The following is an 18,909-nucleotide window of genomic DNA, read 5'->3' on the forward strand; positions in this document are numbered from 1 at the left end:
AGGTGTGCCAATGAATGAGAACGGGGTAACGTATATCACCCGAGATGGAGATTGCTTAGATAATATCTGTTGGCGCCATTATGGACGCAGCAGCGGAATGGTTGAGCTCGTTTTAGAGGCGAACCACGGGCTTGCGGAAAAAGGCGCGATTTACTGTGAAAATATCGCCATTTTCTTGCCTGAAGTGATCACAAAACCGATTTCAGATAACGTCATTAATATATGGGATTGAGGAGAAAAAGATGAATTTACAACCTCAGTTTTCAATTAAAGCAAATGGCAATGAGGTGGCTGAGCGGCTACGAGATCGAATGGTCGAGGTGCGTGTAAGTTTGAAAACGGGGTTGCAAAGTGATGCATGCTACGTACGATTTGATAACCTCGGAACAGCACCAATACAAAACCCTAAGCCGACCGATATTGTTGAAATTGCCATGGGATATAAAAATGGTGCGGCCGATAAAGCGGCCAAACTTATTCCTTTAGGATCATTTGAAGTGGGGGAATATAGCGTATCAGGGCCGATTCGTTCACTTGAGTTGTTTGGCAATAAAGTGCTCTGGCAGACAGGGTTGAAAGCACCAAAGCAAAAATCGTGGCCTGCTGATCCTAATACGCCACAAAAGCTTGGGGATCTCGTCTCCGATATTGCCTCGGAACATGGCTTAGACCCAAAGGTTGGTGCGCAGTTTAGTACCATAGAGTTACCGCATATTGAACAAAGTGAAAGTGATTTACAGCTATTAAGTAAATTGGCTGAGCAGTACGATGCTATTTTGAAAATTGCCCAAGATAAATTGATATTTATGGGCAGAGGGACGGGAAAATCGTTATCAGGAAAGCCGTTAAAAGAAGTGGATATTGACGTAAGCCAGATACTATCTTGGCATTTTATGGAAGATGCCTATCGTGCTGTTGGGGAAGTTAAAGCCTATTTTTATGATATGAATGAGGCGGTGCGTAAACCAGTAACAGCGGGGAGCGGTCAACCTGCAATCGTACTGCCCTATGTATACGCCAATGAAGCATATGCAACACAAGCAGCGATGGCTAAACATGGAAGACTTAATCGCGCAGCTAAGTCAATTAGAGCCAAGGTGATAGGCGATCCTGCCATTGGCGCAGGTGCGGTGGTGAATATACTCAACACTGACACATTAGCAGATGGTAAATGGTATGTCAGTGAGGTCGATCACATCATCAATAGTGAAGGATTCGCATCTTATTTATTGTGCGAGCAAGTTCGTCGCTAATCAGCTCTGCTGGACTCTACAGAATAAATCCCGTGCTAACTGAATATATTTAGTTAACCTCAGGTTTGGATAAGGGTTTTGGAATAGAAAATGTTTTGAAAACAAACTTACGTCCAATCCAATGATGATATTTTGTTCAATATCAAGGCGCTTTTATACAGTAATAGCGGGCTATGACAAATGAAAGCAACGCCGAGAGTGAGAAAAATAGCTTTATTGGGCAAATTCGCTTATCCAGAGCTGAGGTTAGTTAGCACGGCTTTGGGCAAGTATTAGTTTGCATGTTCACTAACTATTAATTTTTAACTGTTTTTTTATGCAAAAAACAACCGGGTAGGTTGCTAAAAATCACTCTTTTTAGGCCAATAAGCCCTCATAAATTACTCAACAGCAAAAAGGCTGAACGCAATGTTAAGCATTTTTTGTATCTAAATTATGATGCTTTATGACATTTTTTGTAAAGCAAATAACCTTCTTCTATAACCCTACCTAGACACTCCTTTCTCCATATGGGCTATCCTCGCTTGCAAAAGCGGGCTCTGGCCTCCTTCCTACATTTTTGTATATCGTGCTGTGAGAGTTAATATGTTCAGCGCAAAATTATGTACCTAGTAATTATGTACTTAATAACTGCGTACTTAATAATTATGCACTTAATAATACAGCCACACCAAAGAACGCGAATACCCCGCCTATAATCATATTTCGAGTGATCACTTCTTTTTTTATCAAAGCCAATGTCATGACCATTAACGGTGCGGTGGCTAGCAGAGTTTGCGCGATAGCTGGGTCGGTATATTTGACCGCACCAAGTTGTAACCATAGGCCGATAAAAGTGCCAAAGAATACCGCAACGATCAGCCATTTCTTATTACTGATCCCGCTCAGCTTCACAGCTTGATTAATGCTGTGATCCTTCAAAAATACAACCAGCATAGCAACTGTCATGGTGCCTGAAAATAAACGGATCATAGCTGCCCATAAACTGCTCGTTGCCTCATCTGCCATTCCTGCCTTAGACATGACCATTCCGGCTGCTTGACACGCGGCCGCCAGTAGCGCAAAGCACACCCCAATTTTGTATTTTTTCTTATCAAGAGGAGGCAATTTTATACGTGGTTTAATCGCTAAGATGACGCCCATTGTGGTAACAATAATACCGGTCCATGCCATGGCATTTAAATAGGTGCCTAGTATTAAAATGTTGAGTATGCCAGTGATGGCGGGTGCCATAGATTCAATCACTAATGTTCTTGCTGGACCTATATTTCTCAGGGCTGCAAAATACGCACTATCTCCCACTGCAATTCCAATTACGCCACTGGCAACTAACCATATCCATGCATTTATTTCACTGGGTATGGCACTATCTTGCAGTAGCACTAGGCTAATACACATCATGGTGCAGGCCATTACGCCTTTACTTATGTTTAATTCTAGCGGTGATAAAGAGTGACTAAAACGCTTGTAGATGACTGTTGAACTTGCCCATACCATTGCAGCACTGATAGCTGCAATTTCTCCTAATCCCACACTCAACATCTGTTGTCCTTATATTTACTGAATTGTTTGTCATTTTTTTTGATTATTACAACTTCAGGCAAAGAAACAATCAAATAAAGTATAAATGTTTAGACGTCTGTACATCTAGAGGTTGAAATTTCTGTGGTTGTGGTCATAATAACAAGGTATCTTAAACTCAGGAGAAGCGTGTGCCGATCACCGTCAAAGACGAATTACCTGCTATTGTGCAATTGCGTCAAGAAAACGTGTTTGTAATGCCAAAAAGTCGTGCGAAGTCGCAAGAAATTAGACCTATGCGGTTGGCAATTCTAAACTTGATGCCTAACAAGGTAGAAACCGAAGTACAGTTTATTCGTTTATTGGCCAACTCTCCTTTACAAGTTAATGTTGACCTATTGCGTTTAGATACGCACCGCAGCTCTGAAAACTCAGAGCAACACCTAGATATGTTTTATCGTTATTTTTCAGATGTGAAGAATCAAAATTATGATGCTTTAATTGTGACTGGTGCACCCCTCGCGCATCTTGAATATGAAGACGTAACGTATTGGAATGAACTACAAGTATTTTTTGATTGGGCCGAAGGTCATGTGACATCGACGTTGTTCTCGTGTTGGGCAGCTCATGCAGGGCTATTTCATCATCATGGTTTAAAGCGAACGCTGAAAAAGAATAAACTCTGTGGGGTGTTTAAACATCGTTGTTATTTTGAACATGGTGCGTTGACCCGAGGTTTTGACGATGAGTTTGTCGTACCACACTCACGGTATGGCCACATAGATGAAGAGAAAATACGCCAAACTGAGGATCTCATTACGTTGGCTGGCTCAGAAAGGGTTGGTGCGTATTTGGTTAAAAACCAATCTGGAAGTCAAGTGTACTTAACGGGTCATCCTGAATATGATGCAGATACACTGCAAAAAGAATATAGGCGTGACCTCGAAAAAGGCCCTGATGCCGCAATGCCTGAAGGATATTTTCCAGATAACAATGCAGATAAAACACCTTCAAAAACGTGGCAAAGCCATGCCTTTTTGTTATTCTCAAATTGGTTAAACTACTATGTTTACCAAACCACACCGTATGATATTAATCTCGTTAGCCAAGATGTAAGGACTAACAACTATGCCGAATAATTTACCGCAGAATAAAAGTATCGCTTTAGCCGAGGCGATGAAAAATCGTATTTTGATCCTTGATGGTGCAATGGGGACCATGATCCAAGAATTCAAATTTGAGGAACAAGACTATCGTGGTGAGCGCTTTAAAGATTGGCATGTGTTGATCAAAGGTAATAACGATTTATTAAGCCTGACTAAGCCTGATGTGATCAGAGATATACACAGCCAGTTTTTAGCTGCTGGTGCAGATATTATTGAAACCAATACATTTAATGCCACGACTATTTCGATGGATGATTACGAGATGGCAAGTCTTAGTCGTGAAATTAATATAGAGTCGGCTAAATTGGCAAGAGCGGTGTGTGATGAGTTTACAGCACAAAACCCCAATAAACCGCGTTATGTTGCAGGTGTACTAGGGCCGACTTCAAAAACATGTTCAATTTCACCAGACGTTAACGATCCGGGTTATCGTAATATCACCTTTGACAAATTAGTTGCAGCGTATGTCGAGTCAACGCTCGCCCTTATTGAAGGTGGGGCAGATCTCATATTAATAGAAACTATTTTTGATACGCTCAATGCAAAAGCGGCATCATACGCGGTAGAAGAAGCGTTTGAACAAGCGGGCGTAACCTTACCTGTTATGATATCAGGCACTATCACAGATGCATCAGGGCGTACTTTATCAGGCCAAACAACGGAAGCATTTTACAACTCTATTCGCCATATTAAGCCCATTTCAATTGGCTTAAATTGCGCGTTAGGACCCGATCTATTACGTCAGTATGTTGTCGAGTTATCGCGAGTGTGTGAGACATTTACATCGGTTCACCCGAATGCCGGTTTGCCCAATGAATTTGGTGAATATGATTTAGAAGCAGATGAGATGGCGAAAGAAATCGTTGATTGGGGAAAGGAAGGTTACATTAATATTGTTGGCGGATGTTGTGGTACCACACCGGCACACATTAAAGCTTTTGCTGATGGTCTCGAGCATGTAGCTCCGCGGCCATTACCAGAGTTAGACGTGCGTATGCGTTTGGCTGGTCTTGAAGCCTGTAATCTGAATTAGGAAGTCGTCAATGAGTCAAGCTACAGCAGTATTTACTAACGTTGGTGAGCGTACAAATGTCACTGGTTCTGCGCGTTTTAAACGCCTTATATTAGAAGAAGATTATGAAACCGCTTTGAGCGTTGCCCGTGAACAGGTTGAAAATGGTGCCCAAGTCATTGATATTAACATGGATGAAGCCATGTTGGACTCAAAAGCAGCAATGGTGAAGTTTTTAAACTTAATTGCTTCTGAACCTGATATATCTCGAGTACCAATTATGGTTGATTCGTCAAAATGGGACGTAATCGAAGCAGGTTTAAAGTGTATTCAAGGTAAGGCTATTGTTAACTCGATCTCTTTGAAAGAAGGGGAAGCGCCATTTATTCACCAAGCGAAGATCATTAAGCGCTTTGGGGCTGCAACGGTGGTGATGGCGTTTGATGAAACAGGGCAAGCGGAAACACAAGAACGAAAGTTCGACATATGCCAGCGTTCATACCGAATTTTAGTCGACCAATTAGGTTTTCCGCCTGAAGACATTATTTTTGACCCGAATATTTTTGCTGTGGCAACCGGTATTGAAGAGCATGACAATTATGCGGTTGAATTTATAGAGGGCACACGTCGTATAAAACAAGGTTTACCGCATTGTAAAGTGTCAGGTGGGGTATCGAACGTCTCATTTTCGTTTCGTGGTAATAACCCCGTTCGTGAAGCAATTCATTCGGTGTTTTTATACCATGCTATCAAAGCTGGTATGGATATGGGGATTGTAAATGCAGGGCAACTTGCTGTTTATGATGATATTCCACAAGAGCTCAGAAAAGCCGTTGAAGATGTGGTACTCAATACCGATCCAGGTGCTGGTGAGCGGCTGGTGGAGCTTGCGCCTAAATATTCGGGTATGGCACAAGCTGAAAAAGTGGAAGATCTAGAGTGGCGTACTTGGCCAGTTGAAAAGCGCCTCGAACATGCTTTGGTAAAAGGTATTACTAACTACATTGATGAAGACACTGAGGAATGTCGTGCCAGTATGGATAAACCCATACAAGTTATTGAAGGGCCATTAATGGATGGCATGAATGTGGTGGGGGATTTATTCGGCGCAGGTAAAATGTTTTTACCTCAAGTGGTTAAATCTGCACGGGTAATGAAACGTGCGGTAGCTTACCTAGACCCTTTCATTGATGCAGAAAAAGAAGAAGGCGCAACCAATGGTAAAATTGTCATGGCGACCGTAAAAGGGGACGTACATGATATTGGTAAGAATATTGTGGGTGTTGTTCTACAGTGCAACAACTACGAAGTCGTCGATTTAGGTGTGATGGTGCCAGCGGAAAAAATCTTGCAAACAGCCATTGATGAAAAGGCAGATGTGATTGGCCTCTCGGGATTGATCACGCCTTCGCTTGATGAAATGGTCCATGTTGCCAAAGAAATGAAACGTCGTAACTTTGAGCTACCGTTATTGATAGGCGGTGCGACAACGTCCAAAGCACATACCGCGGTTAAGATTGAGCCACAATATGACAAAGGAGTTGTGTATGTTAACAATGCCAGTCGTGCGGTGGGGGTGGTATCAAGTCTATTGAGTAACACCCAAAAGAGCGAGTTTTTGGCTAAAACATCCGCTGAGTACGTCAAAGTACGCGAACAGCAAGCGCGTAAAAAGCCGCGTTCTAAACCTGTTACATTGCAGCGGGCACGTGATAACGCGATTCAAATTGACTGGAAAAACTATACGCCACCGGTACCGAAAAAGTTAGGTGTGACGGAGTTTCGTAACGTCAGTATCAAAACGCTACGTAAGTATATCGACTGGACACCGTATTTCATGACTTGGTCATTAGCGGGTAAATACCCACGTATACTTGATGATGAAATTGTCGGGGAAGAGGCGAAGAGCTTGTTTAAAGATGCCAATGCCATGCTCGATGAATATGAGCAAAGTGGCGCACTTCAGCCGCTCGGTGTTATTGGCCTGTTTCCGGCAAACCGAGTCGGGGATGATATTGAAATTTATACCGATGAAACTCGCTCTGAGGTACTTACTAAATCGTGTCACTTGCGTCAGCAAACAGAAAAAACCGACTTTCCAAATTACTGCTTAGCTGATTATATAGCGCCTAAAGGTATTGCCGATTATTACGGTGGATTTGCGGTTACAGGTGGGCTTGAAGAAGATGATTTGGCAGATGCATTTGATGCCAAACAAGATGATTACAATAAGATCATGGTAAAAGCGGTGGCTGATCGTTTGGCTGAAGCGTTTGCTGAGTATTTGCACGAGCAAGTGCGTAAAGAGTTCTGGGGATATGCACCTGATGAGAATTTAACGAATGAGGAACTAATTCGTGAAAATTATCAAGGTATACGTCCAGCACCGGGCTATCCTGCGTGCCCTGAGCACACTGAGAAAAAGAAGATTTGGCAGTTGTTAGATACGGAACAACGTATTGGTATGCAATTAACCAGCTCTTATGCAATGTGGCCAGGGGCAGCAGTATCCGGTTGGTATTTCTCTCATCCTGAATGTAAGTATTATGCTGTTGCCAGTATCCAAAAAGATCAGGTGGAAGACTATGCTCAGCGTACCAATATGCCGCTCACCGAAGCTGAACGTTGGTTATCGCCTAACTTGGGATATGAACCCGAATAAAGTTTTTTGACTGCGCATGACAATGCGTGATGTGCAGTCTGTATTCTATCTGTTTTTAGTTTGATATTTCTCCTCCTACTCAGCTGATATTCAATAATAAATTATATCCATTACCCCCCTTCTTAAATAATGTTTCTATTAGGTTAACCAAAAAAGATTTATTCTTGTATAATTAAGTGTCTAGAATATTTTTTCTTGTTTTTGTTTATTGGAAGTGTAAATGAAGTGGTGCCTATTTTTCCTATTCTCGTCTTTTTTTGTTCAGGCCCAAGCACCTTTGGTGGTTGATATTATTAGTAGTGAAAACTTTAGTTTACGATATGAAGAGTTTTTAGACGGTCGTTCTGTATTAGACGTTGAAGACTTTCATCCATCAACAAAAGGGTCTCATATTGAGATCATTGAAATGGTTCTGTTGCAGCAAGCGCTTCACCTTGGAGGTGAACAACGAAAGGTGATCTTTAACCCAAAACCGTCAGTTAATATCATAGAGTTTTCGGACCTTATCGCCGGTGAGAGCTTAGTACTTGCACGCTCGACGTGGCATGAAGATCTACTCGATTACAAAGGTTCCTTGTTTGTGAGTGAACCTCTAGTTGAGTATGGCGAGTACGAAGCGGGTTTTTATGTTGCAAAACGCAATATTGCATTGCATAACATGCCAGCAGAACGATTAAATCAGTTAACCGTGGTGGCCAATCCTCGGTGGAAAGTTGACTGGCGCGCGTTAAATAATACAGACGTTAATATTGTTAGCTTTATAGGCCCTTGGGAGACCATGCTGGAAATGGTAGAAACAGAAATTGTTGATGCTATGCTAGTTAATTTCAGTGTCAGTCAGTCATTGGTGTTAAATTTTGAAGGGCGAGAATATGTGCCAATTAATGAATTGAAACTATTTCTTCCAGATTCACGCCATTTTGTTGTCAGTAAACGCCACCCAGATGGGAAACGAGTATTTGCAGCCTTGAATAAAGGGCTGGCAATTTTAAAAGAGCGCGGTATTTTAAGGAAAGCACTGACTGAGTCAGGCTTTATTAATGAAAAAGTAGCGCCTTGGCATATGGTAAATGAAGCGATGTTAATGCGAGGCATACAATGAGCTGGCTTAAAGGCTGTTGGTGCTATTGTATGTTGCTCATTGCTTATGAAGCACATAGTGCAGATACGGTTACCCAACAAAAACAAACAATCAGTGCGGCTTTTGAGCAACTAAAGTTTCAGATGAAAAGTGGTTATGAGTTAAGCTCCTTACCGCAATTAAGGGTGATCAGAAGTCAAGCAGCGCATTACGCTCAGCGTGAAATAGTTATTCATACGATATTGATTGAAGCCAGTATTCGTCAGCACTTTGGTGATTATAAACATAGTTTATCAATGCATTACGAAGCACTGGATATGGCTGAGCAATTAAATAACCCTCGTATTATGGTCAAAACACTGCTTGCGGTTATCGACTTAGAGTTAGACTTAGAACGATTTGACCATGCAGCACGGTATATTAACCGAGTGGTACAAATTGGGAACAGTTTACAATCTGGGGATGAGTTGTTGGTGCACATTAAATTGTGGCAAGCAAGAACGCATCTTGAGCGTGGAAGCTTTCGTCAAGCACAACACGAATTAGATTTAGGACGAAAACTTCCTCTAGAAGATAAGCGTTTATCAGCAGAGTTATTATTGACCGAAGCGCAAGTGGCGTTAAAACTTGGTGATTATTTATTGAGTCAAACGCTACTGAGTGAATTTTCTGCCAAATATATGCTGGTGGCAGATACAAAAGCAAAGCTGAATTACCAACTTGCTTTGGCAGCAAGTACCTTACAGGCTGGTATGTTTACAGAAGCTATCGCACTGGCTATGACTGGGCTTGATCAAACGTTTCACACACGATACTTAGAAGAACAGTCAAGTTTGCAGCGGCTATTGGCCAGTGCTTTTGCGCAAGTGGGAAATTATCAACAAGCTCACCTATATTTAAAACGTTATTCACTGACCGAACGTGCACTTGACCAACAAAAACGGAACAACAAAGTACTTCAGCTTGAAGCACAATATGCGTTGGCACATCAACAACAGCAAGTGAGCCTACTGGAAAAAGATAACACATTAAAAGCGCAACAAATTGTTCAGCACAGACAGGTATTAGAAAACTCTAAGTTGACTCAGCAGCGTTGGTTATTGATTGGGGTGTTGTGTGCTGCTGCCATCGTGTTTGTTTATTGGCGCTGGCAAAATATTCGTTATACAACTCGTTTAGAAACGCAAGTAGCACAACGCACAGCAGAATTGAAAGAGCGTAATGAACGTCTGCAAGCATTGAGCTTTACCGATAGTTTAACGGGACTAAATAATAGACATTATTTTTTCAGCACCATTGATAGTCAGATAAATGCACTAAAGCCTAAGCATGACATTATATTTTGTATGATAGACATAGATCATTTCAAAAGGATTAATGACACTTATGGTCATGCAGCGGGTGATTTAGTGCTGCAAAGCTTTGCTGATATATTGAAACAATGCACCCGAAGTAGTGACTTATTAGTAAGGTGGGGCGGAGAGGAGTTTTTATTGGTTATGCCGGATATGTCGACTCGCGATGCACAAGAGGTGGTTGAGCGAATACGACAACAGGTCGAGCGCTTTCCGTTTATTGTTAATGGTGAAACTGTACAATGTACTTGTTCAATTGGATTTGCACCTTACCCGTTAATGACAGGTGAATTTAAGCAAGCATCATGGGAGCAGGTATTAGAGTTGGCCGACAGTGGCTTATACTTGGCCAAAGAAGTAAATAGAAACACATGGATAGGGTTAGACTCTGTATCCACCTCAGAGCCGATTGATTTTGACTATTTATTGAAAAACTACAAAGAACAAGTCAGGCTGGGGAGTATTGTTATATCAAGTAGTTATGAAGGGTTGCAAGTGCCTGTTTGATTTCTACCTAAGGTGATAACGAGGCCATTCAATTGGGCCTTCTAAAGAGTGCTAATTACTTATCTTAACGTGTTAATATAGCGCTAAAATATTTTTTCAGAGTATGTTGTGTTACCCATCGAATCAGTTTATAACTCCCTTATTGATACATTAAAATTACATAGCTGTGTGCTGCTACAAGCGCCACCAGGGGCTGGTAAGTCAACTTGGCTGCCATTAAAAATGGTCAGAGATGGGCACTTCAAACATATTATTATGCTGGAACCAAGAAGGCTAGCAGCGAGAAATATCGCTAGTTTTTTAGCCAGTCAACAGCAAGAATCAATTGGGGCCAGTATAGGTTTACGAATCAGAAATGAAGTGAAGGTTTCTGCTGAGACGAGATTAGAAATAGTCACTGAGGGTGTACTGACAAGACGGCTGCAAAACGACCCGGAATTGACAGGAGTTGACCTTGTCATTTTTGACGAGTTTCACGAGCGTTCAATGGCGGCAGATACTGCACTGGCCTTAGCTTTGGAAACGCAAGCCGCATTTCGTGAGGATTTAAAACTATTGGTAATGTCAGCGACGCTAGACACACACAGGTATCAAGCATTTTTAGAATGTCCTCTTGTTGTGTGCGAAGGTCGCAGTTTTCCTGTTGATACGATTTATACCTCGCTGGCAAATGAGACGCGATGGTTAGATGCGATTGCCCCCCTTATTCGTCAAGCGTTGCAAGAGCAAGACGGGAGTGTGTTGGTTTTTTTACCGGGGCAAAAAGAAATTACGCACGTGGCTCAATCTTTAGCAGGTTACGAATTGTCCGATACTGAGGTGGCTCCGTTATATGGTAATCAAGATAAACGCCTTCAGCAGGCTGCGATCGCCCCAGCCAAAGCGGGTTATCGAAAAGTGGTTTTAACAACGAATGTGGCGGAAACATCTTTAACCATTGAAGGTATCAGAGTCGTTATTGACAGTGGAAAGCGTAAAGTTGCACAGTTTAATTTAAAAAGCGGTGTGACAGAACTGGTAACGGCCTCCATATCAAGATCATCAGCGGTGCAACGAGCTGGACGGGCAGGGCGAATAGAAGCTGGGGTTGTGTATCGTTTGGGAAGCCGTGACCAATTTGAACGTAGAGAGGGACACGACACGCCCGAAATTTTAAGCTCAGACATAAGTAGTTTACTATTAGAGGCTAAAGTCTGGGGCAGTGACATTCGTGCTTTACCACTACTTGACCATCCTAGTGAGATACAAATTCAGCAGGCTACTCAGTTATTAAAAATGCTGGAAATTCTCGACAACAATGAGAAACTCACCACGCTAGGCCACAAAGTTTACCAATTTGGTACAGAGCCGCGGTTAGCCCATATGCTAGTAAAAGCACAGCAATTGGAAACTGAATATTCTGGAATTAGTACGTTAGCATGTTACCTTGTGGCCTTGATAGAAAGCCGAATAACGAGTAGCCCTGAACTTAGGGTTGCCTTACAAGCACAGTTTGAAAGGCCGACTAAGCTTTTTAGTCAGCAGTTGATGCCGTGGTTAAAACGATTGAGATTAACTAAACCGCACGCGTTGGCGACTGAGCACTTGGATATTACCATTGCATTAGCATTCCCTGATAGATTAGCAAAAAGGCGAGGACAAGGTTTTGTATTGGCTAATGGCGCTGGCGCTAATAGTCATGAAAGTCATTGGTTAGGCAGTGATTATATTGCTATTGCATCGTTAGGTGGTCATAAAGGGCAAAGAATATTTAATGCCACAGATGTATCTATTGAACAACTCTTACAGGCATTACCATATTTATTCACAAAACAGAGCGTGTGTGAGTTTGATGAAAAGAAAGAACGGTTTTTACATGAAGACCGTACGCTCATTGGCAACTTGGTTATTGAAGCAACCCCGAGTAGTCAAAAAATTGATGTGGCTGCGCGCACTCAAGCTTGGCTCATGCTTATCGAAAAGTATGGACTAAAGTTATTTAAAGACTATGACACAGTGTTACCGCTATTAATCCGTATGACATTAGCGCAACGATATAGCCCATTGGAATTCGTAGAGCTTGATGAACAGAGTTTGCTTAATAATATTGCTACGTGGCTTGCACCCTATTTGAGTGATATTAAGCAATTACCACAGCTGAAAAAATTTGCCCTAAAAGAAGCGGTTTTGAGTCAGTTAGATTGGCAACAACAGCAACGGCTAGATGCGCTACTGCCAAAAAAAATCACTGTACCAAGTGGCTCCAATATTACCATTGATTATCAAATTGACGGGCCGGCAAAGTTATCAGTGCGTATGCAGGAAGTATATGGTTTAGTTGAGACGCCAAAGTTGTGTAATGGCCAATTACCTTTGCTGATGGAGTTATTGTCACCAGCACACAGGCCTCTGCAGTTAACCCAAGATTTAAGATACTTTTGGCAATCGAGTTATAAAGACGTACAAAAAGAGATGAAGGGCAGATACCCTAAGCATTTTTGGCCGGATGATCCCGCAAACGCTCAGGCAACCAATAGAGTAAAGAGTCGGATGTAATATATCCTTCGACTCTTTTTAACATGGATCATTGAGCTTGAAATTTAAGGCGCGTGATTATGGAGTAAATTAAATTTGAATAGGTTCTGTTAGCTCTTTGGTTTTATGCCAATATAAACACGAGCATAGTATCTAAATATTCATAGATACTATGCTCGTGTTAAAATTCGCTGAGTAACATGTATAGGTGTGCCGCACTCCATGAGAAATTGGGGGCACCTTGTTGTTTGCCGTTTAAAGGGTGGTAGTTTTCTCTAATGGGGCCATCTTGCTGTAAACCATCAGCGTGCTCAATAAACCGATTTATTAATGCTCTTGCATCTTCCTTGTAGCCATAATGAGTAAGTCCTTTCACTCCAAAATAGAGTTGATCTAACCAAACTCTTCCTCGCCAGTAAATGTTCGGACCAAAAGCGGGGTTAGTCAGTGCCGCGGTGCCTAATGGAATATAGGTATTAAACTCTTGTGGATTGAGCATTACAGCTCTAACTTGTTTCGCCATATCGTCGGTGGCTATTTGATTAAATAGTGGCGACCAACCTTCAGGGCCTTTTCCTCGCTTGGTGAGCGCATAGCCTGCACAGCCATTGGCTAATGGTTTGGCTTCAATTGAAATGTCATAGTAAAATCCAGACTGAGTGTCAAACATGCATCGATTAACGTATCGGCTTATTATTGCGGCACTTTTCTCAAATGTGACTGCCTCGTTAGGTTGATTTAATATTCGGGCAATTTTTGCTAAATAACGTGCGTCAGAGACCATATAGCTAGCTTGGTCAACTGACTCTTGTAGTAAAGAGTACCCAGTAAGCAGCCCTTGCGTATTGTAATTTTCGGCAAATTTTACCTGCCAGTCTGATATGCTTCCGCCTTGTTTTATATATTTATTTAATTGTACCGAGTTGATGTAGCCAAAATTGGCGGCATGGTCTCTACCTGATTCCCACGATGCGGCGGTTTGCGCGGGTGACGTGAGCCTGATATTGGCTTTGAGTAATGAGTTGTATAAATCTAATCCGTAAAAGGTACGCTCATTAAATTTGAATTTAAAACCATGAACTTTATGTGTATGCGCCGCATCGAGTGTGGCACCATATTCAGGAATGCCATTTTTATTATGATCACGATTGTTTAACCACCATGATCTATAGGCTTTTAACTTTGGGTAAAGGCTAGTAAGCCACTGTTTATCCTTGGTGTGTTGATAGGTCTTATACACGGCCCATGAAGCTAAGCTTGGTTTGGTATTCCTCTCGTTCCAGTTGCCTCCATCACCGCCACGTTCAGCACTTTTATTGTATGCAATGAGATCGGGGATAAAGCCTACATCATTGCTTCTGATTGGATCATTCTCTGTGATTTGATATTCAAATACCGCGTTGATATTCGATTTAGCAATATCAGGTGCGAATTGACTCATTGCATAAGCTTGCTTCCATGAGTCCCAAGGCCATGTAAGGTTGCCTGAAAACCAACGAGCGGTAACGGATGGAGTCACAGTATCAAATGAGAGAGCCCCCGCGGCTGAACGCCAATTACCAATTAAGGTTTCAATACTTTTAGTCATGAGGCGCTGTTTGTCGACGGGGAAATTATCAGCTACTTTGAGATAGCTTTGCCAGCGTAGTTTGCTTTTTATTAAATAGGATTCTGGGTCAGCAAAAAGCTGTTGGTTAAATTGCTGAATTTGCTGTTCTTCATCAGTATTTAAGACGTGGCTATAGGTAGTATAAAATGTTGTGTCGCTTGCTATATTGGCTGTGCTGTTAAAGCCAATAGGAGATAAACGGGTGGTGGTCGCAATGGTTTTTTGTGTGACATAAGCGGATGTACCTGAGGTAAGCAGGTCCCATTTAGCTCTTACTTTTCCAAATCGAATGATAATCGTATTATCATTCGATTCGAGCTTTGGCTGATATGTTGGAAATTGGGCACTCATGGTATTTTCTTGATCGTATGCGGCCAACAGCTGCCCTTCAAAGTGCAACGTTAAAGGAGTGCGTGTTTTGATCTCGGTTTTGACCATTGAGGTGCGAGGGCCAACAAACCTGAGTGTTAAAGTGACCTCAATATTTTCGCTCTTGTTTGACAAGGTTTGCACCAAAGCACCAGGGTGACTAGATACTTTGCCCTGCAAAGGAACTCGGACGCCATTTTTATAAATACTTAGTTTATCAAAGCGCTTGGCGATATAGTGTAGGTACTCTTCTGTAATTAAGGCGTGGCCAGTGAAGCCGCCAAGCTCATTATCGTTAATAGGCAATAAGTGACCATGCCAAGCTCCGGCATCAAATAGCGGATTGTATGGACTATGGCCATAGTCATCCGTAGGGTGCATATAACTGGGCTCACCTTGACGATTTATGATATTTTCAAATGCGATGGCATTTTTGGGATAAACAGCCAGTAAATAGAAAAAGAGACAGAGTATAACGCGCATAAATATCCTTTTTAGGATATTGTATCCAATAATGAGTGGTATTTATAGTCAATTTTTAATTTAGGAGCAGGGCTCATATGCGCAAAGTATGAGCAATTTACAAGAGGCGATAGATTATTTAAGCGCGTTAGCCACTTCGGCAATTTTTTGTCTTAACCATACATGACTGGCATCTCGGTGCAGTAACGGGCTCCAGATCATATCTAGTTCAAATGGTGGAATTGGAAAGGGCGCTTCTAATATGGCTAACCCGGGATCATCTCTATAAATATTGGCTGCTTTAGATGGCAAAGTTGCTACTAGGTTTTGCTCTTTAGCCAAATGAATCGCGACATGGTAATTTCGTGTGAACGTAGCAATATTTCGATGCTTACCAAAATGGGCAAGGGCTTCATCTACCCAGCCAAGCTTTTGAACATCCTCTGGGTCCATCCCTACACCAACCCCAAATCCCGTTTTACTTACCCATATATGGCGTGCATTTAAATAAGCGTCGAGACTAAACTGTTCGATGATCGGGTTATCTGATTTAACTAAACAACAAAAGCTATCCTTCCAGATCCGTTTATGATGGAATGATTGAGGTAAGTTTTCAAAGCGATTGATTGCCATATCGACTTTACCGTTTTCAACATCGTGAAAAGTGACATCGCTAGGCGTTAAAATATCTAAAGTGGTTTCTGGGGCTTCTTCATGGAGCTTATTCAGTAATTTTGGTGCCAAAGTACTTGCCGCATAATCACTGGCCATGATGCGAAAAACGCGTTTGCTTTGCCCAGCTTCAAATTCTCGGTTTGGCGCGAGTGTTTCTTCTAAAGTCATCAGGATTCCGCGTACCACGGGTTGTAACTCTAATGCTCTTTCAGTTGGCACCATACCTTCACTAGTACGAACTAAAATAGGGTCGTTAAACAATGTTCGAAGGCGCTTTAGCCCATTACTCATTGCAGGCTGCGTAATGCTGAGTTGGTTGGCAGCCCGTGTAACATTACACTCTCGTAGTAACGTGTCTAAATATACTAGTAAGTTAAGATCTATTTTACTTATGTTCACGACGTTCCTTTATTTTTGTTTGTTCTAAATGAGCGAATCGTTGTTGTTGAGGATATGGGTAGATTTGTTTATTTACTTTATTAATGACATCTCGCTGTGCTTGTAACCAGTAGGAAACGGTTAATAGCTCTGGATGAGCATCTTTAAAGATAGCTTTGAGTTTAGGGTTTGTTAGCACAAATGTATATAGTTGTTCTGGGAATACGTCTTGAGGGGCGATAGATTGCTCATCCATACCTGAATATAAATCATCTAGTGAAGTTTTTGGAATAGCTCGAAAATTCATATCGGTTAAATACTGAACCTCATCATAATCATAAAAAACAATTCGCATGTGTTTTGTTACCCCGAAATTTTTCAATAACATATCGCCAGGGAAAATGTTTGCGTGGAGCATTTCTTTAAGGGCTTGTCCATAATCAATCATTGCGTGATGAACTTGTTGCTCACTGGCGTTATTGAGGTACAAATTAAGAGGCGTCATACGTCGTTCAATATATAAGTGTTTTATCACGACATAGTCGTCTTCGACTTGCATACTGGTTGAGATGGTTGCCATAAGTTGCGTTAAAAGTGTTGCTGAAATGCGTTCCTTAGGGATCACCACATTGGAGTATTCATGGGTATCGGCCATACGGCCAACACGGTCGTGATTTTTAACTAATTGATAGCGCTTGAGTACGGTATCTCTGCCAAAAGGTTTACTCTCTGAGAAGGTATCTTTTATGACTTTAAATACATACGGGAAGTTCGGGAGCGTAAACACCATCATTACCATGCCCAAAGTACCGGGGGCGATGACGAACTTATCTTCACTTTGTGCTAAATAATGTAAAAATTCTCGGTAAAACTCCGTTTTTCCTTGCTTATGAAAGCCGATGGCATTGTACAGTTCGGCTGGGGTTTTACTTGGCATGAGCTGATTTAGAAATCGCATTAGCGCTGATGGAGCATGTGTTTCTACGAGGAAATAAGCGCGAGCAAAGCCAAAAATAACGCGCATTTGTGATGAGCTGGTCAGTAGTGCGTCAATATATAAACCACCTTGGCTATGATGTAATACAGCGATTATAAAAGGTTGCACACCACTGGTGGACACAACACGGCCTACGATATAGGCTGCTTTGTTGCGGTAAAATGGCTTTGAAAGCATATCAAAACGCATCATGTGACCCTGATGGTGTGTGTCAGGCGCTTGTTTAATAAATGCTTTCATTAAGTTGCGAATATCTAGGTCTAAATCTCTGAAGCTACACTGAAAATCTATGTGATCGATGATACTTTTTATTGTGGGTCGTAATCCATCAACTACTGGAAAGTAACTTCGATATTCAGCCTCGATAGGAAGCGCAGGGGCATACTGTAGCGTGGTTTCAACGAAAATAAATGTGTTATTAAAATAACGACGATGAAACAGCCGACAAAAAACAGAGTTGTAAAAGGTTTCTGCTAATTCTGCTTGTGGGTGAAACGTTAACAAGCTTAGATATTGCTGTTTTATGTCATACCATAATGCTTCGTGTAAATTAGCACAGGGTAGAGCGCTTTTTAGATGCTGTATTGTTTCGTCTACACGCTCATCATAATGACTGATCCGAGTGGTGCTTATTAATTGTATTTTATCCCAGTCTTGGCTTGCAAAAGCACTCGGGGCGTCAGAAGTGATTGACTGAAATAGCCGGTAGTGCTTTGTAAAGCCGGCTAATATCATCTGCGCTATTAAAAAGGGTTTCATACAGCTCATTAATTAAGTGGTCAGACCTGACGTTAGAGTAGCATGATTTATATGGACGGAGTCAAGTGCTTAGCATATTACTCATACCGTTTTAGTTTTTTCTCAAGTGTTGCTATTTGTTTCGAAACAACTTTTACTTCCTTTCGGTGTTTTTTATTGAGAGATTTTAATTTCTTTTTAATGTCTTTCACTGTTTCTTTGCGCTTTTTATCATCCATAATATGTCGCATACGCTCTTGTTGATCACGGGTAGCTCTATCAAGATCTCTATTTAATATGGCCACTTGGTAACGTTTAGCACGTAATGACTTTTTCAAATTACGTACAACTTGTTTTTTCTCAAGCTGATTTAGGGTTTTGAAATGCTGTTCAGACGGTGTCGACTTGTTGGGGTTCGAATGGGTTAGGGTGTGTTGAGTGCCATTACTACCACAAGGAAATTGGCTGTATGTAGTTCCTCTTTTTGTTACGCATTTATAATAGTTAACTACCGTCTTTGCCTGAATAGCAGTACTCAGAAAGAGTAATAATACAAAAATCATCCTAAACATAGTGCATCCTTCAGCTATCTTCATATTAAAAAGATAGC

General features: G+C 41.5%; 13 protein-coding genes. 8 read left to right on the plus strand and 5 right to left on the minus strand.

The genetic code is table 11. The annotated features are described in order from the left end of the window. The first annotated feature begins 10 nt into the window (after positions 1 to 10). Both J8M01_RS05500 and J8M01_RS05505 read left to right on the plus strand, forming a co-directional pair. The gene (locus J8M01_RS05500; protein WP_192507067.1) at positions 11 to 232 is read left to right on the plus strand and encodes a tail protein X; all 222 of its coding nucleotides are present in this window, start codon (positions 11 to 13) and stop codon (positions 230 to 232) included. Between the two features lie 10 nt (positions 233 to 242). Then, entirely contained in the window at positions 243 to 1,253 is a 1,011-nt protein-coding gene (locus J8M01_RS05505) for a contractile injection system protein, VgrG/Pvc8 family (RefSeq protein WP_211057294.1), read from the plus strand. Positions 1,254 to 1,898: 645 nt separating this feature from the next. Here J8M01_RS05505 and J8M01_RS05510 read toward each other — a convergent pair. Then, positions 1,899 to 2,795 (minus strand): DMT family transporter, encoded by an 897-nt coding sequence (locus J8M01_RS05510; RefSeq protein ID WP_211057295.1) that lies wholly within the window; start codon positions 2,793 to 2,795, stop codon positions 1,899 to 1,901. 170 nt (positions 2,796 to 2,965) lie between these two features. On the opposite strand from J8M01_RS05510, the gene metA reads away from it, so the two are divergent. The 6 genes from metA (at position 2,966) to hrpB (ending at position 13,092) form a co-directional block, all read left to right on the plus strand. Then, positions 2,966 to 3,913, plus strand: a complete 948-nt coding sequence (gene metA / locus J8M01_RS05515) for a homoserine O-succinyltransferase (RefSeq protein WP_211057296.1) — start codon at positions 2,966 to 2,968, stop codon at positions 3,911 to 3,913. Continuing rightward, the gene (locus tag J8M01_RS05520; RefSeq protein ID WP_211050588.1) at positions 3,903 to 4,973 is read left to right on the plus strand and encodes a homocysteine S-methyltransferase family protein; all 1,071 of its coding nucleotides are present in this window, start codon (positions 3,903 to 3,905) and stop codon (positions 4,971 to 4,973) included. The genes metA and J8M01_RS05520 overlap by 11 nt, the downstream gene beginning before the upstream one ends. Before the next feature lie 10 nt (positions 4,974 to 4,983). After that, positions 4,984 to 7,614 (plus strand): methionine synthase, encoded by a 2,631-nt coding sequence (gene metH / locus J8M01_RS05525; RefSeq protein ID WP_211057297.1) that lies wholly within the window; start codon positions 4,984 to 4,986, stop codon positions 7,612 to 7,614. Positions 7,615 to 7,834: 220 nt separating this feature from the next. After that, positions 7,835 to 8,716, plus strand: coding sequence for a hypothetical protein (locus J8M01_RS05530; protein WP_210996998.1), 882 nt, complete (start codon positions 7,835 to 7,837; stop codon positions 8,714 to 8,716). Continuing rightward, complete coding sequence (locus J8M01_RS05535; RefSeq protein ID WP_211057298.1) at positions 8,713 to 10,557, plus strand: GGDEF domain-containing protein; 1,845 nt, start codon at positions 8,713 to 8,715, stop codon at positions 10,555 to 10,557. The genes J8M01_RS05530 and J8M01_RS05535 overlap by 4 nt, the downstream gene beginning before the upstream one ends. 108 nt (positions 10,558 to 10,665) lie before the next feature. After that, on the plus strand, positions 10,666 to 13,092 hold the full coding sequence (hrpB, locus tag J8M01_RS05540) for an ATP-dependent helicase HrpB (protein WP_211057299.1): 2,427 nt from the start codon (positions 10,666 to 10,668) through the stop codon (positions 13,090 to 13,092). A 160-nt stretch (positions 13,093 to 13,252) separates the two neighbouring features. Here the strand turns inward: hrpB and ygjK are convergent, their stop codons facing one another. The 4 genes from ygjK to J8M01_RS05560 form a co-directional block, all read right to left on the minus strand. Further along, complete coding sequence (ygjK, locus tag J8M01_RS05545; RefSeq protein WP_211057300.1) at positions 13,253 to 15,532, minus strand: alpha-glucosidase; 2,280 nt, start codon at positions 15,530 to 15,532, stop codon at positions 13,253 to 13,255. 114 nt (positions 15,533 to 15,646) lie between these two features. Then, positions 15,647 to 16,585, minus strand: coding sequence for a LysR family transcriptional regulator (locus J8M01_RS05550; protein WP_211057301.1), 939 nt, complete (start codon positions 16,583 to 16,585; stop codon positions 15,647 to 15,649). Continuing rightward, the gene (aceK, locus tag J8M01_RS05555) at positions 16,572 to 18,320 is read right to left on the minus strand and encodes a bifunctional isocitrate dehydrogenase kinase/phosphatase (RefSeq protein ID WP_211057302.1); all 1,749 of its coding nucleotides are present in this window, start codon (positions 18,318 to 18,320) and stop codon (positions 16,572 to 16,574) included. The genes J8M01_RS05550 and aceK overlap by 14 nt, the downstream gene beginning before the upstream one ends. Before the next feature lie 77 nt (positions 18,321 to 18,397). Beyond that, positions 18,398 to 18,871, minus strand: a complete 474-nt coding sequence (locus J8M01_RS05560; protein WP_192507079.1) for a DUF4124 domain-containing protein — start codon at positions 18,869 to 18,871, stop codon at positions 18,398 to 18,400. Positions 18,872 to 18,909: the final 38 nt, after the last annotated feature.

Origin of the sequence: Pseudoalteromonas sp. MMG005 (genome assembly GCF_018101015.1) — a bacterium.
Classification (GTDB): Bacteria; Pseudomonadota; Gammaproteobacteria; order Enterobacterales; family Alteromonadaceae; genus Pseudoalteromonas; species Pseudoalteromonas aurantia.

Excerpts from the sequence above, each read along its gene's own strand:
- J8M01_RS05500 (WP_192507067.1), top strand. The coding sequence starts at position 11 with ATGAATGAGAACGGGGTAACGTATATCACCCGAGATGGAGATTGCTTA.
- J8M01_RS05505 (WP_211057294.1), top strand. The coding sequence starts at position 243 with ATGAATTTACAACCTCAGTTTTCAATTAAAGCAAATGGCAATGAGGTG.
- J8M01_RS05510 (WP_211057295.1), bottom strand. The coding sequence starts at position 2,795 with ATGTTGAGTGTGGGATTAGGAGAAATTGCAGCTATCAGTGCTGCAATG.
- J8M01_RS05520 (WP_211050588.1), top strand. The coding sequence starts at position 3,903 with ATGCCGAATAATTTACCGCAGAATAAAAGTATCGCTTTAGCCGAGGCG.
- metH (WP_211057297.1), top strand. The coding sequence starts at position 4,984 with ATGAGTCAAGCTACAGCAGTATTTACTAACGTTGGTGAGCGTACAAAT.
- J8M01_RS05530 (WP_210996998.1), top strand. The coding sequence starts at position 7,835 with ATGAAGTGGTGCCTATTTTTCCTATTCTCGTCTTTTTTTGTTCAGGCC.
- J8M01_RS05535 (WP_211057298.1), top strand. The coding sequence starts at position 8,713 with ATGAGCTGGCTTAAAGGCTGTTGGTGCTATTGTATGTTGCTCATTGCT.
- ygjK (WP_211057300.1), bottom strand. The coding sequence starts at position 15,532 with ATGCGCGTTATACTCTGTCTCTTTTTCTATTTACTGGCTGTTTATCCC.
- aceK (WP_211057302.1), bottom strand. The coding sequence starts at position 18,320 with ATGAAACCCTTTTTAATAGCGCAGATGATATTAGCCGGCTTTACAAAG.
- J8M01_RS05560 (WP_192507079.1), bottom strand. The coding sequence starts at position 18,871 with ATGTTTAGGATGATTTTTGTATTATTACTCTTTCTGAGTACTGCTATT.